The following is a 24,024-nucleotide window of genomic DNA, read 5'->3' on the forward strand; positions in this document are numbered from 1 at the left end:
CAATCCGCCTTTTCAATTTACGGTGGAGATCGGAACTTTCCCGCCAGCCTCGTTCGCAATCCCGCCGTGCGTCGCCGGAACGTTTCCGAACCGCCACCGCGATATGATGCCCAGGGGAGATTTCACCTGCTCGCAGGATCGTGGAAAATGGCGGCAACCGGCAGGAAAGCCGGATGGGGAACGGGAGGACACATATGCCGCGAATTTCGAAGCTGAAACGAATGGCGTCGCTGGGGGCGCTTGCATCGGCCCTGGTCGCGGGATCGGCCAGCGCGCAAACAGGAAGCGAAGTCGCCCCCGCTGCCGCACCGGCCTCGGCTGGTTCCAACCCCCTGGGCCAGAACGGCGAAATCATCGTCACGGCCCAACGCCGTGCCGAACGGTCCGTGGACGTGCCGATCACGGTGACGACGCTCAGCGAGGAAACGCTGAAGGACACCGGTGTGCGGCAGCTTTCCGACATGTCCAAGGTCGTCCCGGCCCTGCGCTTCGACAAGGCGGGCGTCTACACCCAGCCCACGATCCGCGGCGTCGGAACGGCGATCACCACGTCCGGCGGCGGCCCCAACGTGGCGACTTACGTCGATGGCTTCTTCCTGCCCAGCGCCGCCGCAACGGACTTCCAGCTACTCAAGGTCCAGAACATCCAGGTTCTGAAAGGGCCGCAGGGTACTCTGTTCGGCCGCAATACCACCGGCGGCGCGATCCTGGTCACCACGGCCGAGCCCAGCCAGGACGCAGCGGGCGAATTCCGCGTGTCCTACGGCCGGTTCGATACGGTCGAAGTCCAATCCTATGCAACCTCGGGCATTACCGAGGGCGTCGCTTTCGATGTGGAGGGCCTCTATCGGCGCAGCGACAACTTCCAGCGCAACATCATCGACGGCAACGATCAGGTCGGCAAATACAACCGCTGGTCGATCCGCACCGGCCTGAAGGCCGATCTGACACCGGATATCAGCGTGCTGCTGCGCTACACCCATGCGCAGACGGACGATCCCTCGTCGCTGATGCACAATGCCTTCGTGGACGAACAGGGCACCCCGTGGATCTACCAGTTCACGCCTGCGGGTCTCTACGCCACGAAACCCAACGAAGTGGCGCTCAATCCTGCGGACGGCATCGGCGCCCGTACCAACACCGACGTGATCCAGGGCACGATCAAGGCCGATCTCGGGTTTGCCAACCTCACTTCCTACACCCAGTTCCGCGACGAACGCGTCACCAGCGTGCAGGACCTCGACGCGACGGCCCTGCCGATCTTCACGATCCGCATCGGTTCCAACAGCAAGACTTTCACGCAGGAGGTACTGCTGAGTTCGAAGGCCGGATCGCCGCTCCAGTGGACCACCGGCGTCTACTACTTCCGTAACCGGGACACCTGGCCCACCGATGCCAAGCTGGGCACCGCGCCTTTTGCCCGCAACGGCGAATCCGGGACGCTATCTCAGTCCATCGCCGTCTTCGGCGACGCCACATACGAGGTCACCCCGCAGTTCTTCGTGACGGCCGGTGCGCGCTACAGCCACGACTGGGTCGACCAGGCGTACTTCCTGCGCGCGCTTACCGCCTCGGTCTACGAGGATGAGAACGGCAACGCCGTGCCCTTTGGATCCTTCGCGACAACCCCTCTCTACACCAGTTTCGACGTGCCCAAGCTGACGAACAACCGCGTCACCCCGCGTTTCGTCCTGCGCTACAAACCTAACGAGGAATCCAGCGTCTACGCCTCGTTCACGCAAGGCTACAAGGCAGGGCTGCTGAACGTCGGCGGCTATTCCTACCGCCCGGTCAAGCCCGAGAAGATCAATGCCTACGAACTGGGCTACAAGTACGGCGATGGCCGCTTCACCGCCGAACTTTCCGGATTTTACTACGACTACAAGAACCTGCAGGTGTCGAGCTTCCAGGCGGGAACCGCCCGCATCACCAATGCTGCCAGCTCGGAGATCTACGGCATCGAAGGCCAGGCCAGCGCCCGCGTCACCAACGACCTGACCGTCAGCGGCGGGCTTGCCTGGACTCACGCCCGCTACAAGACCTTCCCCAACGCACCGTTTTATCAATTCTGCGACCCCGCGGCCGTCTTCGGTACCTCGCCGGTGGCCTGCACGCCGCCAAGCCTTGGCGGCCTTGGTCCCGGTGCCCTGGTCGAGACCACCACGGATGCCAGCGGCTTCAAGATGCAGCGTACCCCTGCGCTGACCGGCAACCTGGCGGTGTCCTACGGCATCGACCTGGCGGGCGGCCGGCTGAACCTGTCCAGCAACCTCTACTACACGTCCTCCTTCTATTTCGGCATCGCGGAGCAGTTCAAGCAGAGCCAGTACGCGCTCCTCGGCGTGCGCGCAGAATGGGTCGATCCTTCGGACAAGATCTCGGTCGCGCTGTTCAGCGAAAACGTCACCAACCATCGCTACCGCGCCGCCGTGAACTACGCCTCGCTCGGCGTAGGCAGCATCTGGGCCGATCCGATCACTTACGGCCTCACCTTGGGGGTGAAATACTGATCCGGCGCGGAAGCGCCTCTGCCTGAAAGGCGACGCCTTTTCGTTGCGCAATCGGCCGGGTCAATCTAGGATATCGAATGTCCATGATTGACCCGGCCGGCGCATGAATCTCAAGAACCAGGTGGAATGGGCGCTCCATTGCTGCGCCGTGATGGCCGGTCTGCCCGAAGGCCGTTATCTCTCCACCCGCAGCCTTTCCGAATTTCACGGCGTGCCCAAGGAATATCTCGGCAAGGCCTTGCAGGGCCTGTCCAAGGCCGGGCTTGTGCATACGACGCTGGGTCCAAGCGGTGGCTACCGCCTCGCCAGGCCGGCGCAAGCCATCACCTTCCTCGAAGTGGTGGAGGCGGTGGAAGGCCGCAAGTCGACATTCCAGTGCAGCGAGATCAGGGCGAACAACCCCTGCCGTCCGAAAGGCCTCTGCGACGACAAGCCTTGTGCCGTCGCCCGCATCATGTGGCGCGCGGATGAGGCCTGGCGCCAGACGCTGGCGGCCGTGACTCTGGCAGACCTGCAGGAAACCTTGCAGGAGGACGTGCCCGCCGACCTGCTCAAGCGCAGCTTCGACTGGCTGATGGAGCGGGCAGGCTGAAGGGGGCGAAAACCGCCCCTTTCGCGCAAGGCTGCCCGCGCCAGTTCAGGCCAGATTGGCCTTTTCGAGGCCGTAGAGCTTGTCTGCCGAACCGGGCACGGCCTGGAACGCTATGGCCAGTCGGTTCCAGGCGTTGATCGTCATCACCGCGAAGTTCAGGTCGACGATCTCCTTCTCGGAAAACGCCTCGCGAACCTCGGCATAGACCGCGTCCGGGACGCCGCCCTCACCCAGTCGGGTCACCGCCTCGGTCCAGGCCAGAGCCGCCCTTTCGCGCGCATTGAACAGCGGCGATTCCCGCCAGATCGCGACGTGATGGACGCGCAGGTCCCGCTCGCCGTGAATTCTCGCTTCCTTGACGTGCATGTCGAGGCAGAACGCGCATCCGTTCAACTGCGATGCGCGGATGTCCACGAGCGTCAACGTGTTCCGCTCGATCGAGCCGTTCTTCACCGCTGCCGAGAGATCCATCATCTTGCGAACGAGTTCGGGAGCCTGCTTCGCATAATCGATACGCTGGGACATTCGCTTCATCCTTGGGAATTGCTAATACGGATATTAAATATCCGTATTAGCAATTCCGTCAAGCGCCCTTATCCTGACAAGGGCGTCTCATCCGTGCCGCCGGTGTCGTCGGGCAGTCACGTCGACAGGCCATAAGGCGGCTGTGACCCTTCCGATTCCCCGCACCATCGCCCGCTTCGAGAACGATCGGTGCCTTCATGCGTTTATCCCCATCACGATGGCAGTCGCCGGACGGGACATTCTCCTCTCCGACAGCGCGCCGTCTCCCGAGCCGCCGGCCGCGGCCTGTCAACCGGAGGGCCTGCCATGACAGCGGTCGCGAACGAGGAAGCCGAGCTCAAGCTGGAATTGGCCCCGGACAGCGCCGATCAGCTCGAAGCCTCGGGGTTGTTCGCGGGCGAGGCCGCCCTCATCCCGCAACATGCCATCTATTTCGACACCCCCGATCACGACTTGTCCAAGGCCGGGCTATCGCTGCGCGTGCGTCGCGACGGTTCGAAGCGGGTGCAGACAGTCAAAGCCGACGGCCCCTCGGCCGGCATGTTCATCCGGCCCGAATGGGAGCGTCCCGTTCCGGATGACGAGCCGATCATCGACCATACCACGCCGATCCCCGCGCTGTTGGGAGACCGCATTGCCTCGCTCGCCCCGGTGTTCACGGTGGACAACGAGCGCCGCCTCTGGGTCCGGGACGGCATCGAGATCACGCTCGATCGCGGCCATGTCATTGCGGCCGAGCGTGAAACCCCGGTCTGCGAAGTCGAACTGGAACTGAAGGAAGGCAGCGCCGCCGCGCTCTTCGCCCTGGCGCGCCGGATCGATGCGATAGCTCCCGTTCGCATCGGCGTATCGAGCAAGGCCGAGCGCGGCTATCGGCTGCTCGGCCCGGCCCCCACCGCGACCAAGGCGCCCCGTGTCGTGCTCGAAACCGAGATGGACGCCGGCAAGGCATTCCAGGCGATTGCAGCGGCTTGCCTGCGCCATTTCCGGCTCAACGAGCCACTGGTACTGGATCACCGCGACGGCGCAGCCCTGCACCAGTCCCGCGTCGCCATCCGCCGCCTGCGCTCCGCACTGACGCTCTTCAAGACCCTGTTCTCCGACGAGACGCGCCGCCGCTTCAATGGCGAACTGCGCTGGCTGGCCGGGGAACTGGGCAAGGCGCGAGACCTGGACGTGCTTGCGGACCAGGCGAGCGAAGGGCCGCTTTTCGACCGCATCACGACGGCACGGGATGAGGCCTATCTGGGGGCCATCGCCGCGCTCGATTCCCGGCGCGCGCGCATGCTCATGCTCGACCTGTCGGAATGGCTCGTTATCGGAGACTGGCTGACCGACGAGGATCGCCGCGCCTTACGCGAAACCACGGCGCGCGAATTTGCCGCCAATGCCCTCGAACGCTTCCGCCGCAAGGTCAAGAAAGGTGGGCGCCGGCTGGAGAAGCTGGACGATCATGCGCGCCATGAAGTGCGCAAGACCGCCAAGAAGCTGCGCTATGCCACGGACTTCTTCGTGGCGCTTTTCCCCGAGAAGCGCGAGCGCCGCCGCCACAAGCGTTTCGTTTCCGCGCTGGAGGAACTGCAGGATCGCCTGGGTCTGCTCAACGATCTTGTCGGCGCCCCGGAACTGCTCGACAACCTTGGTCTCGCCGATGCGCCCGAGGCATCTCACCTGCTGGGCCACGACAAGAAGGCGGACCTTCTGGAAGCCGCCGCAGAGGCTTACGAGACTTTCGTCGATGCAAAACGCTTCTGGCGCTAAGCGGCGTCGTCCAGGTCAGCAGGGAAGATGGAGACGCGCGAAGTCCCCGTCGGTCGAGCGGCCCAGCATCGCTCGGTAGTCCGCGAAATGCGGCATGGCGTCCGTGACGAGGCCTAGCGGCGGACCCTCTCCCTCCGGCAACTTGCGCAAGGCGAGCGGTGCGGCGGCGGGTACGAGCTGCGACCCGCTGCCCACTTCCAGCGTTGTCAGTATCCCGAAGAGCTGACCATCGATCGTGGACCGCGACAGGATGGCCAGGCGGTACTGGCCCTGCTCGTTCGTCACCAGATAGATATGTCCGGACAGGTTCGGCATCGAGACATGGCCGGCCTGCTCGAACCGGGAATCCGAACGGCCTGATTCCGCAAAGCCGAGGAAGGCCTTTTCCGGCACCCAGCGCACGGTAGTGAGATAGGCGAAAAGGCCGCCCGGCGTGCCGAAACTCGGCCTGATCGTCAGATAGCGACCTTCGAGCCAGGCAACGGCCGAGCGGGCATAGGCCCCCATGGACTCCGGCGCCACGTCGCCCAGGACCGGCGCCGCGGCAGGCGCAGGACGGCCCGCGCGCAAGTCGACACCCAGCGCCTCCTCGATGCGCAGCAGCGTTGCCAGCGTGAAGGAGCGCTTGCCTGCCAGCGCCTTTTCCAGAGTGGACAGGCTGATGCGCGCCATGTCCGCCAGCGCCTGACGCGAGATGCGGCGGCGGGCGATCTCCTCGCGCACGAGGCGAGCGGTCTCGGCGCCCTCGGCCGAAAGCGGTGAGGAATCGGCGGGCTCTGTTTCGGTCACTGTCATCGTGCGTCTCTTTCCGCACAAATCCGCACATGTCGTCAATCATTTCGTGCGCGTTCCGCATTCCCACACATGCATTCCGCATTTCCGCACATCTCGTGCCGGAACCGGCCGAAACTGCTCGTGGCTGTGCGGCATGGCATGCGCATAGACGAAGGGCTCCCCTAGCAGATGGAGCCCCGCCATGCCGCAGTCCCCCGCCCCTCGTCCTCTCGGTTCCAGCCATTCCGGCCCCGGCATTCTGGCCATCCGCCGCGCCCTGGTCCCGGCAATCGTCCTGGCGCTCGGCGCCCCGCTTGCCGTGGCGATCCATTCGACGGCCGCCGTCGCCGACGAAACCGCCGTTGACGATGCCGCTCCGGATGACGGCCCCGCCGCCGGCACGCTCATGCTGCGCGGACAAGGCGTGGCGAAAAGCCTTCCGGCGGTCCGCCTCGGCACTGACATGGACGTCGCCGTGACCGGACAGGTTGCCCGCGTGCGCGTAACCCAGGCCTTCCGCAACACCTCTGACAAGTGGATGGAGGCCAGCTATCTCTACCCCCTGCCTCAGGACGGCGCGGTGGACTCGCTGAAGATGGTGGTCGGCCAACGCGTGATCGTCGGCCACATCGAACCGCGCGCGAAAGCCCGCGAAACTTATGAGGCCGCCAAGGCCAGCGGCCGCAAGGCCGGTCTCGTCGAGCAGCAGCGCCCCAACATGTTCAGCACGATGGTCGCCAATGTCGCCCCCGGCGAGACCGTGCTGATCGCGATCGAATATCAGGCACCGGTCAGCCAGGCGAACGGCACGTTCTCGCTGCGCCTGCCGCTGGTCGTGGGGCCGCGCTATACGCCGCCGCATACCTTGCGCTCGGCCGCGGCTGTCGAGGACGCCCATGCCGTGACCGCCGCACCGGTTCTGGATCCCGCGCTTGGCGCCAGACTGGGAGGCAGGCGGGGCGAAGGGCTCAATCCCACCTCGATCTCGGTCCATCTCGCGCCCGGCTTCGAGGTTGCCAACCTGATCAGTCGCTATCACCGGATCAACGTAGCCGGGGCCACCGACAACCGCACCGTGACCCTTGCGGACACCACCGTTCCCGCCAACCGCGATTTCGTGCTCGACTGGCGCTCCGCTTCGGCCGACCCCGCGCTCGGCCTGTTCGCCCAGCATACGGACAAGGGCGACTACGTCATGGCCGCAATCACGCCGCCGGCCAATCTCGACGGCCTTCCCCGCCCCCCGCGCGAGATGGTCTTCGTGATCGACAACAGCGGCTCGATGGGCGGCGACTCCATGGAGGAGGCCAAGGCCAGCCTCATCCACGCGCTCGGCACATTGCGCCCGCAGGACCACTTCAACGTGATCCGCTTCGACGACACGATGACGCGCCTGTTCGAGCACAGCGTATCCGCCACCTCGGACCAGGTGGCGCTCGCCACCCGCTTCGCGGAATCGCTCCAGGCGCAGGGCGGCACCGAGATGCTCCCCGCGCTCAAGGCCGCGCTGGACGATGCCGGGACCGGAGGCGGCACCAGTCCCGAGGTGCTGCGCCAGATCGTGTTCCTCACGGACGGCGAGATTTCCAACGAGCGCGAGATGATGGCCGCGATCGGGGACGACGGGGGGCGCAGCCACGTCTTCATGGTCGGCATCGGCTCCGCACCGAACGACTTCCTGATGGAGCGCATGTCGACCATCGGCGGCGGGGTCTATACCCATGTCGGCGCGCCCGGCGAAGTGGCTGCCAAGATGATGCCGCTACTCGATGTGCTCAGCCATCCGGCGGTGCGCGATCTCTCGGTGCGGGTCGAAGGCGGATCGCTGGATCTCACCCCCTCGCGCCTGCCGGACGTCTACGCCGGACGGCCGCTGGTGCTCGTCGGCCGCAGCGACAAGCTTTCCGGAACGCTCACCGTCTCCGGCAACATCGGCGGCAAGCCCTGGGTACAGCGGGTGGATCTCTCGGCTGCTTTGCCCAGCCCCGCCATCGAGAAGCTCTGGGCCCATCGCCGCATCACCGATGTCGAGGCCGACCGCGCCCTCGGCAAGCTGGAGGACGACCGCGCCGATGCCGAGATCGAAAGGATCGGCATGGAGCACGCGATCGTCACGCGCCAGACCAGCCTGGTCGCCGTCGACGAGACGCCTGCGCGGCCTGCCGGTGCCCGCCTGACGCGCGAGGAACTGCCCATCAACCTGCCGGCCGGCTGGGACTTCGAAGCCCTCTTCGGCCAGGACGCGGTGCAGGCAGCGCCCGGACAGGCAGGAACCGGCAGTCTCGCCGCCATGCAGGCCCAGGCCCTGGAACTGCCGCAGACCGCGACCGGCTTCCTAGGCCTGATCGGCAAGGGGCTGGCGCTGCTGCTGGCGGGCATGACCGGCTTCGCCCTGCTCCTGCGCCGGAGGGCGGCATGAACGTCGCAATCCTGCGAACGGCGCCCCTCTGGTCCAACCGTTTGAAGGAGGTCGCGCGGGGACGCGGCCTCCTGGTCATCCTCCTGCTCGGGCTGTGCCTGACCGGCCTGGCGCAGATCGCATGCGGGCTCTACATCCCCGCCAAAGCCGCAGTGGCCCAGGTCCTGCTGGACCGCGCCTTCGACCGCAGTCGCGTCGATCACGCCCCGCGCAAGCCTTGGCCCTGGGCCGACATGACCCCCACGGCCCGGCTGGTGGTTCCCGGCCTTGGCATCTCAAGGATCGTGCTGGACAGCGGATCGGGCCAGGCTCTGGCTTTCGGCCCGACGCTGCTGCCGGGTGGAGCGGCGCTGGGACAAGCTGGAACCGCCGTGGTCGCCGCCCATCGCGACACCCATTTCCGGTTTCTGCGTAATATGAAGAAAGGCGATCTCATCTTCGTCCAGACCCGCGAAGGCCTGGAACGGCGCTACCGTGTCACCGGTGCCGAAGTGGTGCGATGGGACGGCTACGCCGTGGCCGATGCGCCGCTCGGCGAAAGGCTGGATCTGGTGACCTGTTTTCCCTTCGACGCGATCCGGAGCGGCCCGTGGCGCTACGTCGTCCATGCCGAAGCGGTCAGCCGGTGAACCGCACCGCAGATGAAATGCCTCGCCGGCCGGTTCCATGAACCGGGACCGGCGAGGCCGTTACATCAGAAGTGGAACTTCACTTCGCCGCCAATGATGCGCGGCTCGTTGACCATGCTGGTCAGGTTGTTGAAGTCGATGGCGCCGACGATGCGGATCTGGTTGGTGATGTTGCGCGCGAAAGCGGCCACTTCGATGCCCATGGCATTGTCACGCCAGCCTGCACGCAGGCCGCCTTCCAGCGATGCCTTGCCGGTGAATTCCACTGAATCGTAGAGGAACAGGTTGACCGAGCTGCGGTAGGCCCAGTCGGTGTAAGCGAAGACTTCCTGGTTCTCGCTGATCGGCACCGTGTAGCTGGCCGTCCAGTTGGCGATCCAGCGCGGCGCCTGCGGCAGGCGGTTGCCGTCGATGGAGACGAGCGAGGTGCCCGCCACGACCGGATCGAGCACGGTGCAGCCGCCCGAGCAAGGCTCGACCCTCAGGTCCGAGTCCTTGAGCTTGGTGAAGTTGTAGCTGCCACCTGCGGTCAGGGAGAGGCCCTCCACCGGCGTGATCGCCATTTCGCCCTCGACGCCCCAGCCGATCGCCTTCTTCGCGTTGATCAGCGTGGTCGTGTTGGACGCGCCGCCCACGGCGGTGAGCTGGATATTGCGCGTGTTCATGTAGAACACGTCCGCCGAGTAGCTGACCAGTCCGCGCTCTTCGCCCTTGAAGCCGACTTCGAACGAGGTCGTGGTCTGCGGCTTGGCTTCCGAGGCGACACCCGAGACCGCGTCGTTCTTCAGCGAAGCGCCCAGGTAGCCCGAAGCGGCGCGGGCATAGAGCGAGTGGTCCGGGTCCAGCTTGTAAGTGGCGCTGCCATCCCAGGAAACCTTCGAGCCCTTGGCCCGGCCTTCGGAAAGCAGCACGCCATCGGCGGCGTTGAGGTTGCCGTACTTGCGGTCATGCGACCAGCGCAGGCCGCCGCGCAGGATGAGCGATTCCACCGGGGTATATTCGACCGAGCCGAACACCGCATAGGTCTCGTTGTCGAGATGGCTGGTGTTGCCATTGGTCTGGACGTTGGTGGTGCTCCAGCTCAGGGCCTCGGTGTCGAGGTTCTGGTTGAAGTAGTAGGCGCCGGCCTGGAAGCTGACGTCGCCGAACTTTTCCGAGGCAAAGCGCAGTTCCTGCGTGAATTCGCGCGGCTTGGCCTTGCTGCCGCTCTCGACCGAGAAGGGCACCGCGGCAGGATAGCTGCCGTCCACGTCACCGCGCGAGAAGACCTTCACCTTTTCCCAGCCGGTCACCGAGAACAGGGTGCCCAGGCCGTCGAAATCGTAGCTGGCCTGGACGTTGGTGCCCCAGCCCTCAAGGCGCTGGGGGTTGGAACCGTTCTGCGCGGTGTGCTCGACGTCGAAGCCGTCCACGAAGTCGTTGGTGCCGGGCTTGATGGTGTTGCCGCGGAACACGCGGGCCGAACCGCGCAAGTGGCGGCCATGGAGGTTCACCAGGACGTTGAGCGGGCCGTTGTCGTATTCCAGCAGGGCACGGCCGGCGAGATCGTCGTAACCGTCGAAGCGGCGCTCGTTGATCGTCTCGGCGTAGTCGTTCTTCACCCAGTCGTCGCGGTGCTGCAGGTTGCCGGCAACGCGGAAGCGCAGGGTTTCGGTGATCGGGCCGCTCAGCGCGAGTTCGCTGTTGATCGTGTTGTAGGTGCCCCAGGAAACACTGCCGTGGCCGGTGTAATGGTCGGTCGGGCGGGCCGAGGTCAGCTTGATCACGCCGGCCGGGGTGTTGCGGCCGAACAGGGTACCCTGCGGGCCCTTGAGCACTTCGATGTTCTCAAGGTCGAAGGCCGGGAAAGCCTTCAGGAACGGGCTTTCAAGCGCGATGTTGTCGTATACCACCGAGACCGGCTGGGCCGCGTCCGACGAGAAGTCGGTATTGCCCAGGCCGCGGATGTAGAAGCGCGGGAAAGTACGGCCGAACGACGATTCCGCCAGGAGGCTGGGCACGCGGCCGGACAGGAAGCGGATATCCTGGCCGCTGGAATTGATCGCGGCGAGCTTGTCGCCGCTCAGCGACGATACGGCGATCGGCACGTCGACGGCGCGTTCTTCGCGGCGGGTCGCGGTGACCACGATATCGGTGCTGCTGGCGCCTTCGCTGGCGGGCGAGGCGACGCTCTGCGCCTGCGCTGCGGCCGGCACGGCGCAAGCAAGAGCGATGAGCGAAACGGCGGCACGATGGCGGAATCGACGCTGAGTCATGTTTTTATGAAACCCTGATTACCCTGAGACCTTGTTTGTCGCGCGGAGTAGGGACTTGCGGGTGCACTCGCAAACGCATTGTTTTCGATGCTGCGTTGCAGAAATAAGATCGGGCGGAAATGTTGTAGAAATATCACGGTGCCGCTTCGTTGCGTGGCTCTCCGATGTTTTTGCGGCGCACCATCAACGTCGTTGACTTCGATGGGCTTTTTCTCGCCCTCGGCAGAGTCGCATGGTGCTGCCGGGTTTTCGCGCCAGAAGTGCCGTCCAGCAAAAAGTCGATCCGCGGTTCATGCGCGCAGCGGGGCGCCGTCCGGCATCCATTGCAGCGGCGCACGCCGGGCCTGCGGTTTCGCCAGGATAGTGGCAGACAGTCCGAACAGCCCCAGCGTCAGGAAAGCGGGACGCCCGCCGAAGGAGGTGAAGAACAGCATCTCGCTCAGCATCACCAGCACCCCGAACACGAAGGCCGCGGGAGCCTCTCCCGGCGTGCGGCGCAAGACGCGGCGGCGCTTCCACAGCGAAACGAGAGGGTCGAGGAAGTTGCCGATGAAGATCGCTAGCCCTGCCGATCCGGCGATCAGCGCGATCCAGAGGTAGGTGTTCACGAAATCGATGATTCCCTCTCCCTGCCGCAAGTCTGCCAGCAGCACATTGAGCCGCGGCATCGAATGCCCGAACATCGGGCTTTGCCAGAACACTTCCTTGCCCTTTTCGAAAAGATCGCGGCGATAGGTCGTGGTCTCGTTGGCGCCCCCGTCGGACAGCCCCAGCGCCTCGGCAAAAGTGGGGGAAAGCTGGGCCGTCACGAAGACGATGCCCAGCGCCAGGCCGATCCCACCGGCACAGGCCAGCAGCGAGCGCCAACGCCCCCGGTAGATCGCCATGGCCACCGATGCGAGCGCGAGCCCGATCCAGGCGCCCCGCGATTGCGGCGCCGATACCCCGAGGAACGTGATCGCCAGCAGCCCGGAATGACGCAGGGCAGATCGAAAATCCTCCCGCAGCAGGCTGAGGGCAGCGAAGCACATCGCCAGGACGAGCGCGATGGAGGTCGGCTCCACGAACGGTCCCCCGGCCCGCATCAAACCGCCCCGGGCCTTCACCAGCAACATCATCGGCACGTTATACTGGCCGTAAAGCTCATTGTAGATCGGCCAACTGCGCCAGATTTCCAGGACCAGCACTGCCGTCAGCGCCACGCCCCCGCAGGCCAGCCAGCGCAGGGCCATGCGTTGCCCCTCGGTGCTCGTTACGCCGCGGCTGAGGATATAATAGGGTAGGCCCAGGTCGAGGACGAGATTGACCGTCGTTCTAAGGAAATTCGTTGCCGTGGTCTCGCGCGAGAGGGCAAGGCCCAGCATGAGCAGGAACGCGGCGACCCATCCATCGCTGGTCAGCCGCCGCGGCGCGCTTTCCGATTTCCGGAACTTCAACCAGATCGCCACTGCCGCGCCAATGGCAAGCCCGTCCTGCACCCCGAAATCGAACAGCTTCAACCCGCCGATTTCCACCGGGGCGTCCAGCGGAGGCAGCGACAGCATGCTGAACAGATAGAGCGGAGCGATACGTTCGCGCCGCCCCGCCACCACCGGCACCCAGAAACACATCGCCAGATGCAGCAGCCGCACCGCCGGGAGCGACCAGGCCAGCATCGGCAGCGCCATCACGCAGAACAGGCTGCGCATGGCCATTTCCTCGCGGTGGACGCGGCGCAGGCAAATCAGGAACAGCGCGACGCCCGCCCCGCTGGCACAAGCGACATAGAGCGCCGAATGGATGCTGTAATAGGCGACCGCCAGCAAGGCGAAGAGCCCGCCCGTCCCCATCATCGACTGAACCGCGTGGCGGTTCACGGCGCTTCCGCCTGAAAGCGGCGCACGGCCGAGAGCTTCGGCGTCTCGGCCGCAGGCTGGCCGGCATATTCGCGCAGGCCCCATGAGCCATATTCGCCGATCGGCGCGGTCGCCGCGTAGAGTACCAGGGTATCGCCGAAACGGCGGCGCCAGCCTTCGAGGTAGCGCAGATAGACCTCGCCCATGCGCGGATCGCGCTGCACGGCGCGCGCGAGGTCCAGATCGGTGGTGACGAGATGCTGGCCGCCTTCATAGGCGATGTAGCGCAGGCCATGCCGGGCCGCCACGGCGCGATTGGCCGCCGCCATCGCCAGCGTCCGCTCCATCGAACCCGGCATCTGCGTGAAGATGCGATCGAGATCCCGCTTGCGATAGCCGTCAAGTTCCAGCCAGAGATAAGGCGCGGTTGCCAGAGCATCCACCCAGCGGTCCGCATGGCCATAGTTCAGGACCATGCGCGCAAGCTCGGGATTGGCATGCTGGCTGGCGCATACCCGGATCAGCGCCTGCGGCCGGTCGGCATAGATCGCGGTCCAGATGCGCATGGCCGCGACCATGCGCTGGGAATAGCGCTCCATCCGTGCCCGCATGGGATCGCCGCCGCCAAGCCCGAGGGCCAGTCCCTCCCGCTCAGCCTGGCCCGAGGCGTCGAAGATGTCGTTCCACACTTCGTTGCCAAGTTCGACATAGACTTTGCGCCCCGGATCGAGGCGCGCGTGGACGAGCGCCGCGAAGCCGCGCAGATAATCCGCGTCGGCATCATAGGGCATGAGGAACCACGGGTCCGCGCCGGCGGCATTGGCCAGGTCGACCATGTCCTCGACCGAGGCGCCCGCCACGCCAACCTGAGACCCGCTGCCGGGAAGGCTGCGGGTCGCCCACAAGGCTGGCGCATTGTCGTTCGTGCGCTGCCAGTCGAGAAAGCGAACGACCTTGAAGCCGGAGAGGAAGGCGAGGAATTCCGGGTCGAACCGCTGGCTGCGCGGAGCGCCCGCCTTGCGGCAATCGAGTTCGCGCAAGGGATCGGCCGGGTCGGTGGAAATCAGCTCGACCCAGGCGCCCTCGCCTTCCGCTCCCGTTGGCCGCAGTTCCAGATCGACCGCGCCGGCAGAAGCGCCGAGAACGCGTGCCACACCGCCAGCCTCCAGCCCGCCGCGGCCGGCAAAAGTGCACCGCACCGCCATTGCCCGAAACGGCGCAGCAGGCAGGACCAGCGGACGCGGCGCCGTTTGCCCCGGTTCCAGGCTGCGCACCCACCCTGTGGCATCGAGCTGCTGGGAAGGCATCGGCGTCCAGCCATCCCCGCGCGAGGAGAACCACTCGCTTTGCAGGATCATGTTGGAGAAGACCTGCTGCCGATTGAAGGTCTGAAGCCCGAACAGATTGATGCCCAGGGCGGTGGGAGGTGCGGCTGCCGGAACGATGTTGGACCGCAGCGCATCCTGCGCCGAGCGTGCCTGCTCCACGAGAGAATGGCGGCGCACGGCCTGAGGTCCGAAAACCGCCACGGCCGCTGCCGCGACCGCGCATAGCGACAGCGCGATCGCGGTCCGTTTCAGGGTGTCAGTCCCCCGGCCGCGTTCTGGAGCCCAAGGGTCATCCTCCGCCAGGTCTGGTGGATGCGGAATATCTGCGGCCCATCGATCAGGTAGCGCCGCCACAAGCGCTGCGGATCGGATCCCAGGCGGTAGAGCCACTCCAGAGACATCTGCTGCATCAGGCGGGGCGCGCGTTCCTGGTCGCCGGTGAGGAACTCCAGTCCCGCTCCCACGCAGAAGCCGATACCGCAGGCCGCACCGGCCCTGGCGAGGCGCCGGGCAATGATCTCCTGCTGCGGCGATCCCACCGCCAGGAAGACATACCGAGCCTTGGTGTTGGCCAGGAACCTTACGGCCCGCGTCACTTCGCGCGGATCACGGATGAAGCCCATCGGCGGATTGTAGTGGTGCAGATCGCAGAGCCCGTAACGGGCGGCGATCCGGGCCACCATGTCCTCGCTGCCGCCCAGGATCGCGACCCTGTCGTTCCGATCGATGTGGTGGTCGAACAAGGCGGCGGTGAGGTCGCTGCCGGTCACGACGGGAAGGTCCTGCCCCACGGCCCTGGCCATCTTCGCCAGGATCCTGCTGTCGCAGAGTGTCATCCAGGCGCCGCGATAAGCGGGCCAGAGGTCCGAGCGGCGGCGCTGCAGCCGAACCACATGGTCGACATTGGGCGTCACCACATAAGCGAACGGTGCGGACGGTGGGCGCGAAACGATGGCGTCGAGCGCCCCTGCCATGTCGATCCGCGTGAAAGCCAGTTCGAGAAATTCCACGGAACCGGGATCCGGCCGCTCAAGTGCCGAAAGAGGCTCTGCCAGAGTTGCAGAAGTGGCCGCCACCAGAGCAGCCAGCTCGCGCATGTCAGCCGGCGCGAATTCTCCCGAAGTCTTGTGGAACTTGTCGAGGTACATGGTGTTTCTCCCCGTGGACGAATATGCCGCAGGGGCGGTCGCCGATCTCTTGTGGCTACCGGGACCGTGCATCCGCCTGCGAAGATTCCGGTCCCCCTTTCCGCCATCCGCATTTGCCGATCCGCTTCCGCCGTCCTGTCGATGCAGGCGCCGATGAGGCCACTGGCGAATTCTCCTACCCGTGAAGCCCGCCCCCCGATCGAACGATTACGGGCGTTTGGCCCGACCGATACCCTCCTGACCGGACTGCGGGAGAGAGCCCGCGTCCAGGGAGGTATCGTGTCCTTTGCCCGCGCGTCGTCCATGCGTTCCGGAAAGTCAGGCCGCCGCGCCGCGCGCATTCTTCGCGCATTCGCCGCATGCCTGGCGCTCCTGTCATGGGGCATGTGCGGTCACCTTGCGGCCAAGGAGGCCGGTGAAGCCGTGACGGCGGCGGCCGTATCGGCGGCAGGCGCCCAGCCGCAGTCCGCTGCCTCCACCCGCTATACCGTGAACGCGGGCGACGAACTCGAGGTCTTCGTGTGGGGCGAGGAGCGGATGCAGCGGCAGGTGCTGGTCCAGCCCGACGGAACCTTCGCGTTCCCCCTCGCCGGTACGATCAAGGCGAGCGGGCGCAATGTCTCCGACATAGCGGCGGAGCTGCGCGAGCGCATTTCCCTCAACTATCGCACGACGCCGCCCGATGTCACCGTCTCGCTGCGCGGGGCGACGGGCATGCGCTTCTATGTCCTGGGCAAAGTCCGCACGCCCGGCAGCTTCACCAGCGGCACCGCGCCGAACGTCCTTCAGGCCCTCAGCATGGCCGGGGGCACCGCCGAGTTCGCGGATGTCCGTCATGCCGTGATCCTGCGGCAGACGGGGCAAGGCCAGGTGGTGGAACCCGTGCAGCTCCAGCGCCTGCTGAAGGGCGGTCGCAGCCTCGATCCCGGCAATCTCGCCAAGCCGCTGCCGACCCTGTCGAGCGGCGACGTCCTCGTCATTCCGTGAAGGCGCGGCAGCGTGGTCCGCTTCCTGCTCTCGCGATCGGCGCTCTCGCACTCGCCGCAATGCTGCCGGCACGGTCTGCGGCGCAGAACCAGCCCCGTATCGAGGTCGACATGAGCCTGTTCGCCGCCCGCAATCCCTTCCTGCGGCCCGGTGACGATGCCGTCACCCTGGGCGGGCAGATCGCCGGAAAGGCCAGCGCCGAATGGCCACTCGACTTCCGCACCAGGATCGAGACCGGCGGTTCGCTGGCCTATCGCCAATATACGCGCGAATACGGAAATTTCCTGACCGGCAGCGCCGAACTGGCGCTGGTCCACCGCCGCAACGAATACCTGTCGCTGCGCACCGAACTTTCCTTCGAGCGTGTCCTGCCGGTGGAGGCCGTGGCCTCCAGCCTCGACAGCGCGATCGACCCGGTCAGCCTTCAGGACCGCTACGAGGTGGCCCAAGGCGTGACCGTCCATACCGACGCCCGCACCGCACTGAATGCCAGGCTGGGCTGGAGCCGCATCGATCCGCGCGGCTCCCTGCTGCTGACGCCGACCGACGCCGTTTCGCTCGACTTCGGCGCGGATAACCGGATCGATGCCGCCACCACGCTCGGCCTGGGCGGACAGATCACGTCGAGCCGCTCGAGCAGCGGCGGCGATCCGCACGCCTGGGCCGTCCAGGCCAAGGCGATCCGGCGCTTTCCCCGTGCCTGGAATGCCGAGATAGAGATCGGCGTAACCCGGCTCTCGCGCCTCACGCCGGGCAGCGGGCGCGAGAGCGGGCCGGTGCAATTCTCTGGGAACGGCAGCCTTTGCCACGAGCCGGGACATATCCGCTTCTGCGCTTCCGCCGCCGTCGCCTCGGTGGTCAGCAGCTTCGGCGGCATCCAGCGCGAAGTCTCCGCCGCGACCAGCCTGGACTGGCGCAGCAGCGAGCGAGGGCGGCTCATCGCGCGCGGGGAATATCGCCGTTCTCCCCAAAGCGGCGGCCCGGCCGGCAACCTGCCGGACATCGAAGTCCTCAGCCTCACCTCCCGCTACGAGCACCGGCTGGACGGACAGTTTTTGCTTTATGGCGGCGCGGAATTTCAGCAAAGGACGGGACTGAGCGACATCAGGCTGAACTCGCTGACGTTCCGCACCGGGCTGCTCTACCGGATACCCCGGCCATGAACCGGCCCTCACCCTCGCCTTCACGAGGCCCGGCACCTGCACGAAGCAGCGACCAGGCCCTTTCAGTGCTTGGCGTCGATCCCGACAGCATCGGCATCTACCCGCGCGAGATCCTGGCGATGTTCCGCCGGCGCTGGCGCTGGATGATCGCGCCGATCGTGCTGGGTCTTCTGGCCGCGGGCATTGCCGTGGCCTTGCGCAAGCCGGTCTACCAGTCGGCGGCAACGCTGCTGATCGATTCCCCGCAGATCCCCACCAGCCTCATCGCCTCGCCGCTGACCGATATCGCGGACGAGCGGATCGCGAAGATCCGCCAGCAGATCGTCAGCCGCGACAGCCTGGCCGGGCTCATCCGCAGCAACGACCTCTATCCCGACAAGCGCACCCGCATCGATTTCCCCGGCCTGTTGGACGTGATGCGCGGCGACATCGGCGTCGATCTGGTCGGCGCCGACCAGGCACGCGGCGGCGGCAGCACGATCGCTTTCACGCTCTCTTTCAAATACCCCGACGCGCTCAAGGCGCGCAACGTCACCGAGCAGCTCACGCGCATGTTCCTGGTCGAGGACAAGCGCTTCCGCACCGAACAGGCGACGGGAACGGCCTCGTTCCTGGAGAGCCGCTCGGAGGAACTGCGACGGCAGCTGCGGGACCTTGAGGACAAGCGGCGCAGCGTGGAGGCGCATTATGCCGGCGCCCTGCCCAGCAGCGTGGCCCTCAGCGCGCAGTCCAGTTCGGCCCTGCGCGCCGAAGTCTCGCGCACGGATGCGGAAACGCAAGGGCTGGTCCAGCAGAACGGCCTGCTCGCCGCCCGCCAGCAGGAGCTTCGACAGGCCCCGCCCAGCGGCGCCGACGGTGTGCGCCGGGCAGAGGACCGGCTGGCGCAGCTGCTCGCGGTCCATTCCGATGTCTTCCCGGACGTCGTGGCGGCTCGGGCCGAACTGGAGCGGCAGAAGGCCTTGCAATCGCACCTGCCCCCGGCCGGAACCAACCTCATCGAAACCGAAATCGCCGCCGGACGGCAACGGATCGGCGTGCTTGCCAGCCGGCGGGCCGAGCTGGTGCACACCATGGCCGATCTCGACCAGCGCGCCGCGCAGGCCCCGCAGGCCGCCTACGAACTCAACATGATCGAGCGCGAGTACGACAACATCAAGCGCCAGTACGATTCCCTGCGTGAAAAGCAGCTGGAGGCGCAAGTCGCGGCCAACCTCCAGTCGGAAGACAAGGGCGAGCGCTTTACCGTGGTCGACCAGCCCAGCCTGCCGCTGCAACCGCTGGGGCTGAAACCGGCGATACTCCTGGCCCTGGGCATTGCCGGAGGGGCCGCAGTGGGCCTTTGCATGATCCTGGGCTTCGAACTGCTGAGCGGCACCATCCACGGCGCCGATACATTGGCGCGGACCATGCAGGTGCCCTCCTTCGGCGTCGTGCCGCTGGTGACCGAGGAGAGCCGCTTCTCGCGTCTGGCGGACGAGACCCTCACAAGGCTGCGCGCCTATCTGCCCGGCCTCTCCACGGAGGTGAACCGATGAACGCCGAGCCCGGTATCCCGCCGCTGCTGCGAACGGCCGGCATTCCGGACGAGGCCCCGGCACTGCTCGATCCGCGGCACCTTGCAGAGAACCGCATCTGCGGTTTCGGGCAGATGAGCGAGCAGCTCTATCCCTTCTTCATGATCCGTTCCACGCTGCTGGCCCATGTCGAGGCGACCGGGCATCGCACTTTCGCCATCACCTCGATCGAGGCGGGGAACGGCAAGACCCATGTCGCGACGAACCTCGCGGCCGTACTCAGCCGCGTGCGGCCGACCATACTGGTCGAACTGGACTTGCGCCGCCCCACCCTCGGCGCGCGCCTCGGGCTGGCGGGCGCCGGGCCGGGGATCGACGACTACCTGGCAGGAGAAGCTGCCTGGAGCGACACGGCGACCCGCATCGACGGGGTCGACCTAGCCGTCCACCGCGTCCGCCGCGCTCACCCGAGCGCCGAGCAACTCCTGGCCTCCCCGCGCCTTGCCCATGCCTTGCGGCACATCGCCGCCGAGGCGGAAGAGGCGATCTGCATCATCGACACGCCCCCGGCGCTGATTGGCGACGACCTCGTCCACATCGCCCGCAACATCGACGGCGTGCTTCTGGTCGCGCAGGAGGGCCGGAGCCGAAAGAGCGGCGTGCGCGAAGTGACCGGCGCGCTGGGCGGCACGCCAATCATCGGTTCGATCCTCAACATGTCCCTTTCTCAGCCCACGCGGCGCAATGAATACGGCTATCCCGCCGGTCGCGGCCCGGACCGCGAGATGTCCGGCAGGACGGCGCCCGCAACCGGACGGAAGCGGACATGACCATCGCCCGCGCCGGTTCCTTGTCGCCGCGACATGGCTTTCGGGTTCAGGCGTCCATGCGCCGGGGAGACGCGCCATGATCGGCCTCAAGGACAGTCAATGGCTGCGCGACCTGCCCGCGCGCACGACGCTGAAGCTGTTCAACCAGCGCCACGTCCGCAACTGGCTCGGCCATCGCTACGACACCACCGTCCTGCGCCACCGCGCCTCCCTGCCCCCGCTGTCACTGCCCGACGCAGGGATCGTCGAAGACCTCGACACGCGGGGAATCCACGTCACCACGCTTGGCGCGCTCGGCATTCCGGGGGGAGAGGCCGTGCTGTCGCGCGCCGCGGCGCTGGCGGAGGACTTTGCGGATTCCGCCCGTGCCCTCTCTCGTGAGGGCCGTTCCTTCATCATCGTGCCGCCGGAAAAGATCGTGCGGAGCGCCATGATCTTCCGATGGGGCCTTCAGGACCGCCTGCTGGACATTGCCGAAGCCTACCTGGGCCTGCCGGCCGCCTACGACGGCGTCGCCATCAATTACACGGTCGCCGACGGCAGGGCAGTCTCAACCCGCAAGTGGCACCGCGACTGGGAGGACCGGCGCATGTTGAAAGTGGCCGTCTATCTCCATGCCGTCGATGACGCGGGCGGGCCCTTCCAGCAGATCTCGCGGCCCGATACCCTGCAGGACGACCTTAAGGGTTTCACCTATGCCCTGTCCGACGACCGTGAACTGGAGCAGCGCCTTGGCGCGGGCTATGAAGCCGATGTAGTGAGCTGTGAAGGCCCGCGCGGCACCGTGGTCTTCTGCGACACGGCTCGCTATTTCCACCGCGGCAAGCCGGCCATCTCACGCGATCGCGCCGCCCTGTTCTACAGCTACTTCGCCGACCCGCCGCGCCACCCGTTTCTTTGTGAGCGGACCGGCCTTTCCCGCGCGGACATCGAGTGGATGGTGCGCCGTCTGCCGGAGCGGCAGCGGCGCGCAGCGCTCTGGCGCCGCCGTCTGCCGCCGCTGCTCAAGCTGATCCCGCCCGCCAGTCTGTGAACACGGGCCCTGCACTCATGACGATGCCGCAGCCGGACGCGCCATGCGAATGCCCCCGCATCGTCCTTGCCTCTCCCAACTTGTCCCGGCGGATGGGCGGCGAAGCGCTCAAGGCCCTGTCGGTCTTCCTGGGCTACCGCGAACTGGGCTTGGACGTGACCCAGGTCACGCATGCCCGCGTGCGAGGGGAGTTGACGGCCTACGGCATCGACAGCGGCGTGGTCTATGTGAAGGACGGGCCGCTGCAGCGCGGCCTCGATCGCTACCGGCTGCACTGGCTGCTCGGGCTGGTGGATAGCTGGCTGCTGCATCGCGCCGTCCAGCGCGAGGTGGACAGGGTGCAGCCCTGGATCGTCCACTTCACCGCCCCGATCGCGCCCAGCGGCATCAGCTTCCCCATTCGCGGCGCGCCGGTGGTGATCGGCCCGCTCAACGGCAGTATCCTTCATCCTCCCACCCTGATGTTCCGAGAGAGCTGGGCCAAACGGCTGGGCGCCATGCTGACGCGGCCGGTGCAGCTATCGAGCCGCCTGCTGTTTCGCGGCAAACTGCAGGCACGCCTGTTCGTCTCGGGCGGCGAACGCACTGCCCGCACGCTGGAGCTGGGCGGATGCCGCAGGGACCGGATGGTCGCGGTCATCAACAGCGGCGTCGATCCGCGCCTGCGCGACCATCGCCGCATCGTGCACCAGAGCCAGAACTGGAACTTCGTGTTCCTGGGCAGGCTGGTACGCTACAAAGCCTGCGATCTGGTGATCCGTGCGCTGGCCAGGGTGCCGCAGGCAAAACTGGAAGTGATCGGAGACGGCCCCGAAAGCCGCAGGCTTCGCGAACTCGCCTTGCGCCAGGGCGTCTCCTCGCGGCTCGTCTTCAAACCCTACAGCACCGACCGGGAGGCCCTTTTCGCGCATCTGCGCCAGTTTCGCGGCTTCCTGTTCCCAACCCTGGCGGAAGCGAGCGGCACGGTCATCCAGGAAGCGATGATGCTGGGGCTCCCCGCGGTTTGCGTGGACTGGGGCGGGCCGCAGATGCTGCTCGATGCCCAGACCGGCATTCTGATCCCACCCGAAAGCGAGGAAGCGATCGTCAAGGGCCTGGCAACCGCCATGACCCGCCTCGCCCGCGATCCGGACTTCGCCGAGACACTCTCCATCAAGGCCCGGCACAAGGCGGAAACCGTAGGCTACGACTGGCCCAGCGTCCTGCGCAGCTGGATCGCGCTTTACGACCGCCTTTTCGAGGAAAGCGGGTCGACACGGCGCTTCGCCACGTTCCTGGCCATGCGCACGGGCGGCGACATCCTGTCCTCAATCCTGTCGAATCTGGGCTGACCCCCGACTGCAACCTGACTTTGCCTGCACGAGCGGCGCAAGCAGGTCGGCAAGCTGCTGGGCGCTGCGGCCGGGATCATGCCGTTCCAGCACGCGCCGGCGCCCGCGTTCGCCCATGGCGGCCAGTTCTCGCGGCGATGCATCGAGCGCGGCCTCGATCGCGGCGGCCATGGCATCGGAGGAACCGGACGGAACCAGCCACCCCACGCGCTCGTCCACCAACTCGGGGATACCCGCGATCGCGGTGGTAATGACCGGGCGCCCGCTGGCCATCGCCTCCATCAGCACGACGGGAAGGCCTTCCGCAAAACTCGGCAGCACCAGCGCCCGAGCCTGCTGCAAGGCGGCGCGGATCGCCTCTGGCGTGGCCCAGCCAAGCAGCCGGACGCAGCGCTCCAGCCCGGCTCGCACGATCTGGCGCTCTATCGCGGCGCGGTCCTCGCCGTCGCCGATCACATCGAGCGTGACCGCGCGATGCGCCGCGACCCGTTCCATCGCCTCGATCAGCAAGGGCAAGCCCTTCTGCGCGCTGAGCCGCGCCACGCAGAGCAAATGCGGCGCCGGCGGAAACTCAACCGGAGAAGCCCCGGTTTCGGACGCCGGGACGAACGATGGAGAGGGAGCGCAGCGCACGACATGAAGGCGCTGCCAATCGCCCGGCGAAGCCCAGCGCATCAGTTGCCCGCGTCCGAAGCTGGAAACACCGGCCACGAAAGCCGCCTCGTCAATCTTGCCTCGTAAATCCAGCCCGCGAGGATCGTCGAACTCGTCCGGGCCGTGAACGGTGAAGCTGTACGTGATCGGGGCCAGCCTTGCCGCCAGTCGCGCCACTGCCGCCGGGTTGGTGCCGAAATGCGCATGGACATGGCTTATACCCCGGCGCGTCAGCCGCTGCGCCAGCAGGGCGGCCTCGGCGAAATAAGCAAGAGCCTTCCGTCGCCCGCCGGCTCCCGCAGTTCGCCAGGCCAGCGCGAGCGCACCCATGGCGGCACCCGGCCGGACCACGCAGGCGGAGATTGCCGCCAGCACCAGTGCGGCGCGATGCTCCAGCAGGGCATGGGTGCAGGCGGCCTCGATCCGATCCGACACATCCTCGAAGCGCTCGCCCGACCGGCGAACCGTGAAGCGGCTGACCACGAAGCCGCGGCGTTCCAGCGCCTCGATCTCTGTCTTGATGAAGCTGTGGCTGATCTTGGGGTAGACGTTGGTGAAATAGGCCACTTTCAGGTGATCGTCCGCCACCGTCTCCCGTGCAGGGACACGCTCGGCGCTTGGCGCCGCGCCGCCGGTTCCGCGCTCCCGAAAGGCGAACGCCCTCGGGGCCACCTGTTCCGCAATCTCCGTCATGCCGCGACTATGGCCGAGCCCCGGGCCTCGCGGCATTGCGAGT

At 66.5% G+C, this 24,024-nt stretch carries 18 protein-coding genes; 11 read left to right on the top strand and 7 right to left on the bottom strand.

Going from position 1 to position 24,024, the window contains the following annotated elements:
- The first annotated feature begins 194 nt into the window (after window positions 1-194).
- Both AC1VV3_RS18025 and AC1VV3_RS18030 read left to right on the top strand, forming a co-directional pair.
- Window positions 195-2,510 (top strand): TonB-dependent receptor, encoded by a 2,316-nt coding sequence (locus tag AC1VV3_RS18025; RefSeq protein WP_482963132.1) that lies wholly within the window; start codon window positions 195-197, stop codon window positions 2,508-2,510.
- A gap of 103 nt (window positions 2,511-2,613) precedes the next feature.
- Entirely contained in the window at window positions 2,614-3,102 is a 489-nt protein-coding gene (locus tag AC1VV3_RS18030) for an RrF2 family transcriptional regulator (protein WP_465127005.1), read from the top strand.
- A 45-nt stretch (window positions 3,103-3,147) separates the two neighbouring features.
- Here the strand turns inward: AC1VV3_RS18030 and AC1VV3_RS18035 are convergent, their stop codons facing one another.
- Window positions 3,148-3,627 carry a carboxymuconolactone decarboxylase family protein gene (locus AC1VV3_RS18035; protein ID WP_431567593.1) on the bottom strand — a complete coding sequence of 160 codons (480 nt, stop codon included), beginning with the start codon at window positions 3,625-3,627 and terminating at the stop codon, window positions 3,148-3,150.
- Between the two features lie 306 nt (window positions 3,628-3,933).
- On the opposite strand from AC1VV3_RS18035, the gene AC1VV3_RS18040 reads away from it, so the two are divergent.
- On the top strand, window positions 3,934-5,388 hold the full coding sequence (locus tag AC1VV3_RS18040; RefSeq protein WP_465127006.1) for a CYTH and CHAD domain-containing protein: 1,455 nt from the start codon (window positions 3,934-3,936) through the stop codon (window positions 5,386-5,388).
- A 15-nt stretch (window positions 5,389-5,403) separates the two neighbouring features.
- Here the strand turns inward: AC1VV3_RS18040 and AC1VV3_RS18045 are convergent, their stop codons facing one another.
- Window positions 5,404-6,183 carry a helix-turn-helix domain-containing protein gene (locus AC1VV3_RS18045; protein WP_482963133.1) on the bottom strand — a complete coding sequence of 260 codons (780 nt, stop codon included), beginning with the start codon at window positions 6,181-6,183 and terminating at the stop codon, window positions 5,404-5,406.
- Window positions 6,184-6,364: 181 nt separating this feature from the next.
- Here AC1VV3_RS18045 and AC1VV3_RS18050 point away from each other — a divergent pair, with 181 nt between their 5' ends.
- A complete protein-coding gene (locus AC1VV3_RS18050) occupies window positions 6,365-8,581 on the top strand; it encodes a marine proteobacterial sortase target protein (RefSeq protein WP_465127008.1) in 2,217 nt (738 codons plus the stop codon).
- Window positions 8,578-9,210 (top strand): class GN sortase, encoded by a 633-nt coding sequence (locus tag AC1VV3_RS18055; protein ID WP_465127009.1) that lies wholly within the window; start codon window positions 8,578-8,580, stop codon window positions 9,208-9,210. The genes AC1VV3_RS18050 and AC1VV3_RS18055 overlap by 4 nt, the downstream gene beginning before the upstream one ends.
- Before the next feature lie 65 nt (window positions 9,211-9,275).
- Here AC1VV3_RS18055 and AC1VV3_RS18060 read toward each other — a convergent pair whose 3' ends face one another.
- The 4 genes from AC1VV3_RS18060 to AC1VV3_RS18075 all read right to left on the bottom strand — a co-directional run bounded on the left by AC1VV3_RS18060 (window position 9,276) and on the right by AC1VV3_RS18075 (window position 15,776).
- Window positions 9,276-11,465: a TonB-dependent receptor gene (locus AC1VV3_RS18060; protein ID WP_465127010.1), complete on the bottom strand. Its 2,190-nt coding sequence runs from the start codon at window positions 11,463-11,465 to the stop codon at window positions 9,276-9,278.
- 290 nt (window positions 11,466-11,755) lie between these two features.
- The gene (locus AC1VV3_RS18065; protein ID WP_482963134.1) at window positions 11,756-13,321 is read right to left on the bottom strand and encodes an O-antigen ligase family protein; all 1,566 of its coding nucleotides are present in this window, start codon (window positions 13,319-13,321) and stop codon (window positions 11,756-11,758) included.
- The gene (locus AC1VV3_RS18070; RefSeq protein ID WP_465127012.1) at window positions 13,318-14,805 is read right to left on the bottom strand and encodes a hypothetical protein; all 1,488 of its coding nucleotides are present in this window, start codon (window positions 14,803-14,805) and stop codon (window positions 13,318-13,320) included. Before AC1VV3_RS18070 ends, AC1VV3_RS18065 begins: the two co-directional genes overlap by 4 nt.
- Before the next feature lie 71 nt (window positions 14,806-14,876).
- Window positions 14,877-15,776: a WecB/TagA/CpsF family glycosyltransferase gene (locus AC1VV3_RS18075; RefSeq protein WP_465127013.1), complete on the bottom strand. Its 900-nt coding sequence runs from the start codon at window positions 15,774-15,776 to the stop codon at window positions 14,877-14,879.
- A gap of 303 nt (window positions 15,777-16,079) precedes the next feature.
- On the opposite strand from AC1VV3_RS18075, the gene AC1VV3_RS18080 reads away from it, so the two are divergent.
- The 6 genes from AC1VV3_RS18080 (at window position 16,080) to AC1VV3_RS18105 (ending at window position 22,634) form a co-directional block, all read left to right on the top strand.
- Window positions 16,080-16,763, top strand: a complete 684-nt coding sequence (locus AC1VV3_RS18080) for a polysaccharide biosynthesis/export family protein (protein WP_465127014.1) — start codon at window positions 16,080-16,082, stop codon at window positions 16,761-16,763.
- Window positions 16,764-16,822: 59 nt separating this feature from the next.
- Window positions 16,823-17,926 (top strand): hypothetical protein, encoded by a 1,104-nt coding sequence (locus tag AC1VV3_RS18085; protein WP_465127015.1) that lies wholly within the window; start codon window positions 16,823-16,825, stop codon window positions 17,924-17,926.
- Window positions 17,923-19,461 carry a GumC family protein gene (locus AC1VV3_RS18090; protein ID WP_482963135.1) on the top strand — a complete coding sequence of 513 codons (1,539 nt, stop codon included), beginning with the start codon at window positions 17,923-17,925 and terminating at the stop codon, window positions 19,459-19,461. Before AC1VV3_RS18085 ends, AC1VV3_RS18090 begins: the two co-directional genes overlap by 4 nt.
- A complete protein-coding gene (locus tag AC1VV3_RS18095) occupies window positions 19,458-20,270 on the top strand; it encodes a CpsD/CapB family tyrosine-protein kinase (protein ID WP_465127017.1) in 813 nt (270 codons plus the stop codon). The genes AC1VV3_RS18090 and AC1VV3_RS18095 overlap by 4 nt, the downstream gene beginning before the upstream one ends.
- A gap of 76 nt (window positions 20,271-20,346) precedes the next feature.
- A complete protein-coding gene (locus tag AC1VV3_RS18100) occupies window positions 20,347-21,303 on the top strand; it encodes a hypothetical protein (protein WP_465127018.1) in 957 nt (318 codons plus the stop codon).
- 17 nt (window positions 21,304-21,320) lie between these two features.
- The gene (locus tag AC1VV3_RS18105; RefSeq protein WP_465127019.1) at window positions 21,321-22,634 is read left to right on the top strand and encodes a glycosyltransferase family 4 protein; all 1,314 of its coding nucleotides are present in this window, start codon (window positions 21,321-21,323) and stop codon (window positions 22,632-22,634) included.
- Here AC1VV3_RS18105 and AC1VV3_RS18110 read toward each other — a convergent pair.
- Window positions 22,611-23,981: a glycosyltransferase gene (locus tag AC1VV3_RS18110; protein WP_465127020.1), complete on the bottom strand. Its 1,371-nt coding sequence runs from the start codon at window positions 23,979-23,981 to the stop codon at window positions 22,611-22,613. The genes AC1VV3_RS18105 and AC1VV3_RS18110 overlap by 24 nt on opposite strands.
- Window positions 23,982-24,024 lie beyond the last annotated feature (43 nt).

The sequence above is a fragment of the Novosphingobium sp. BL-S-34 genome (genome assembly GCF_056857015.1).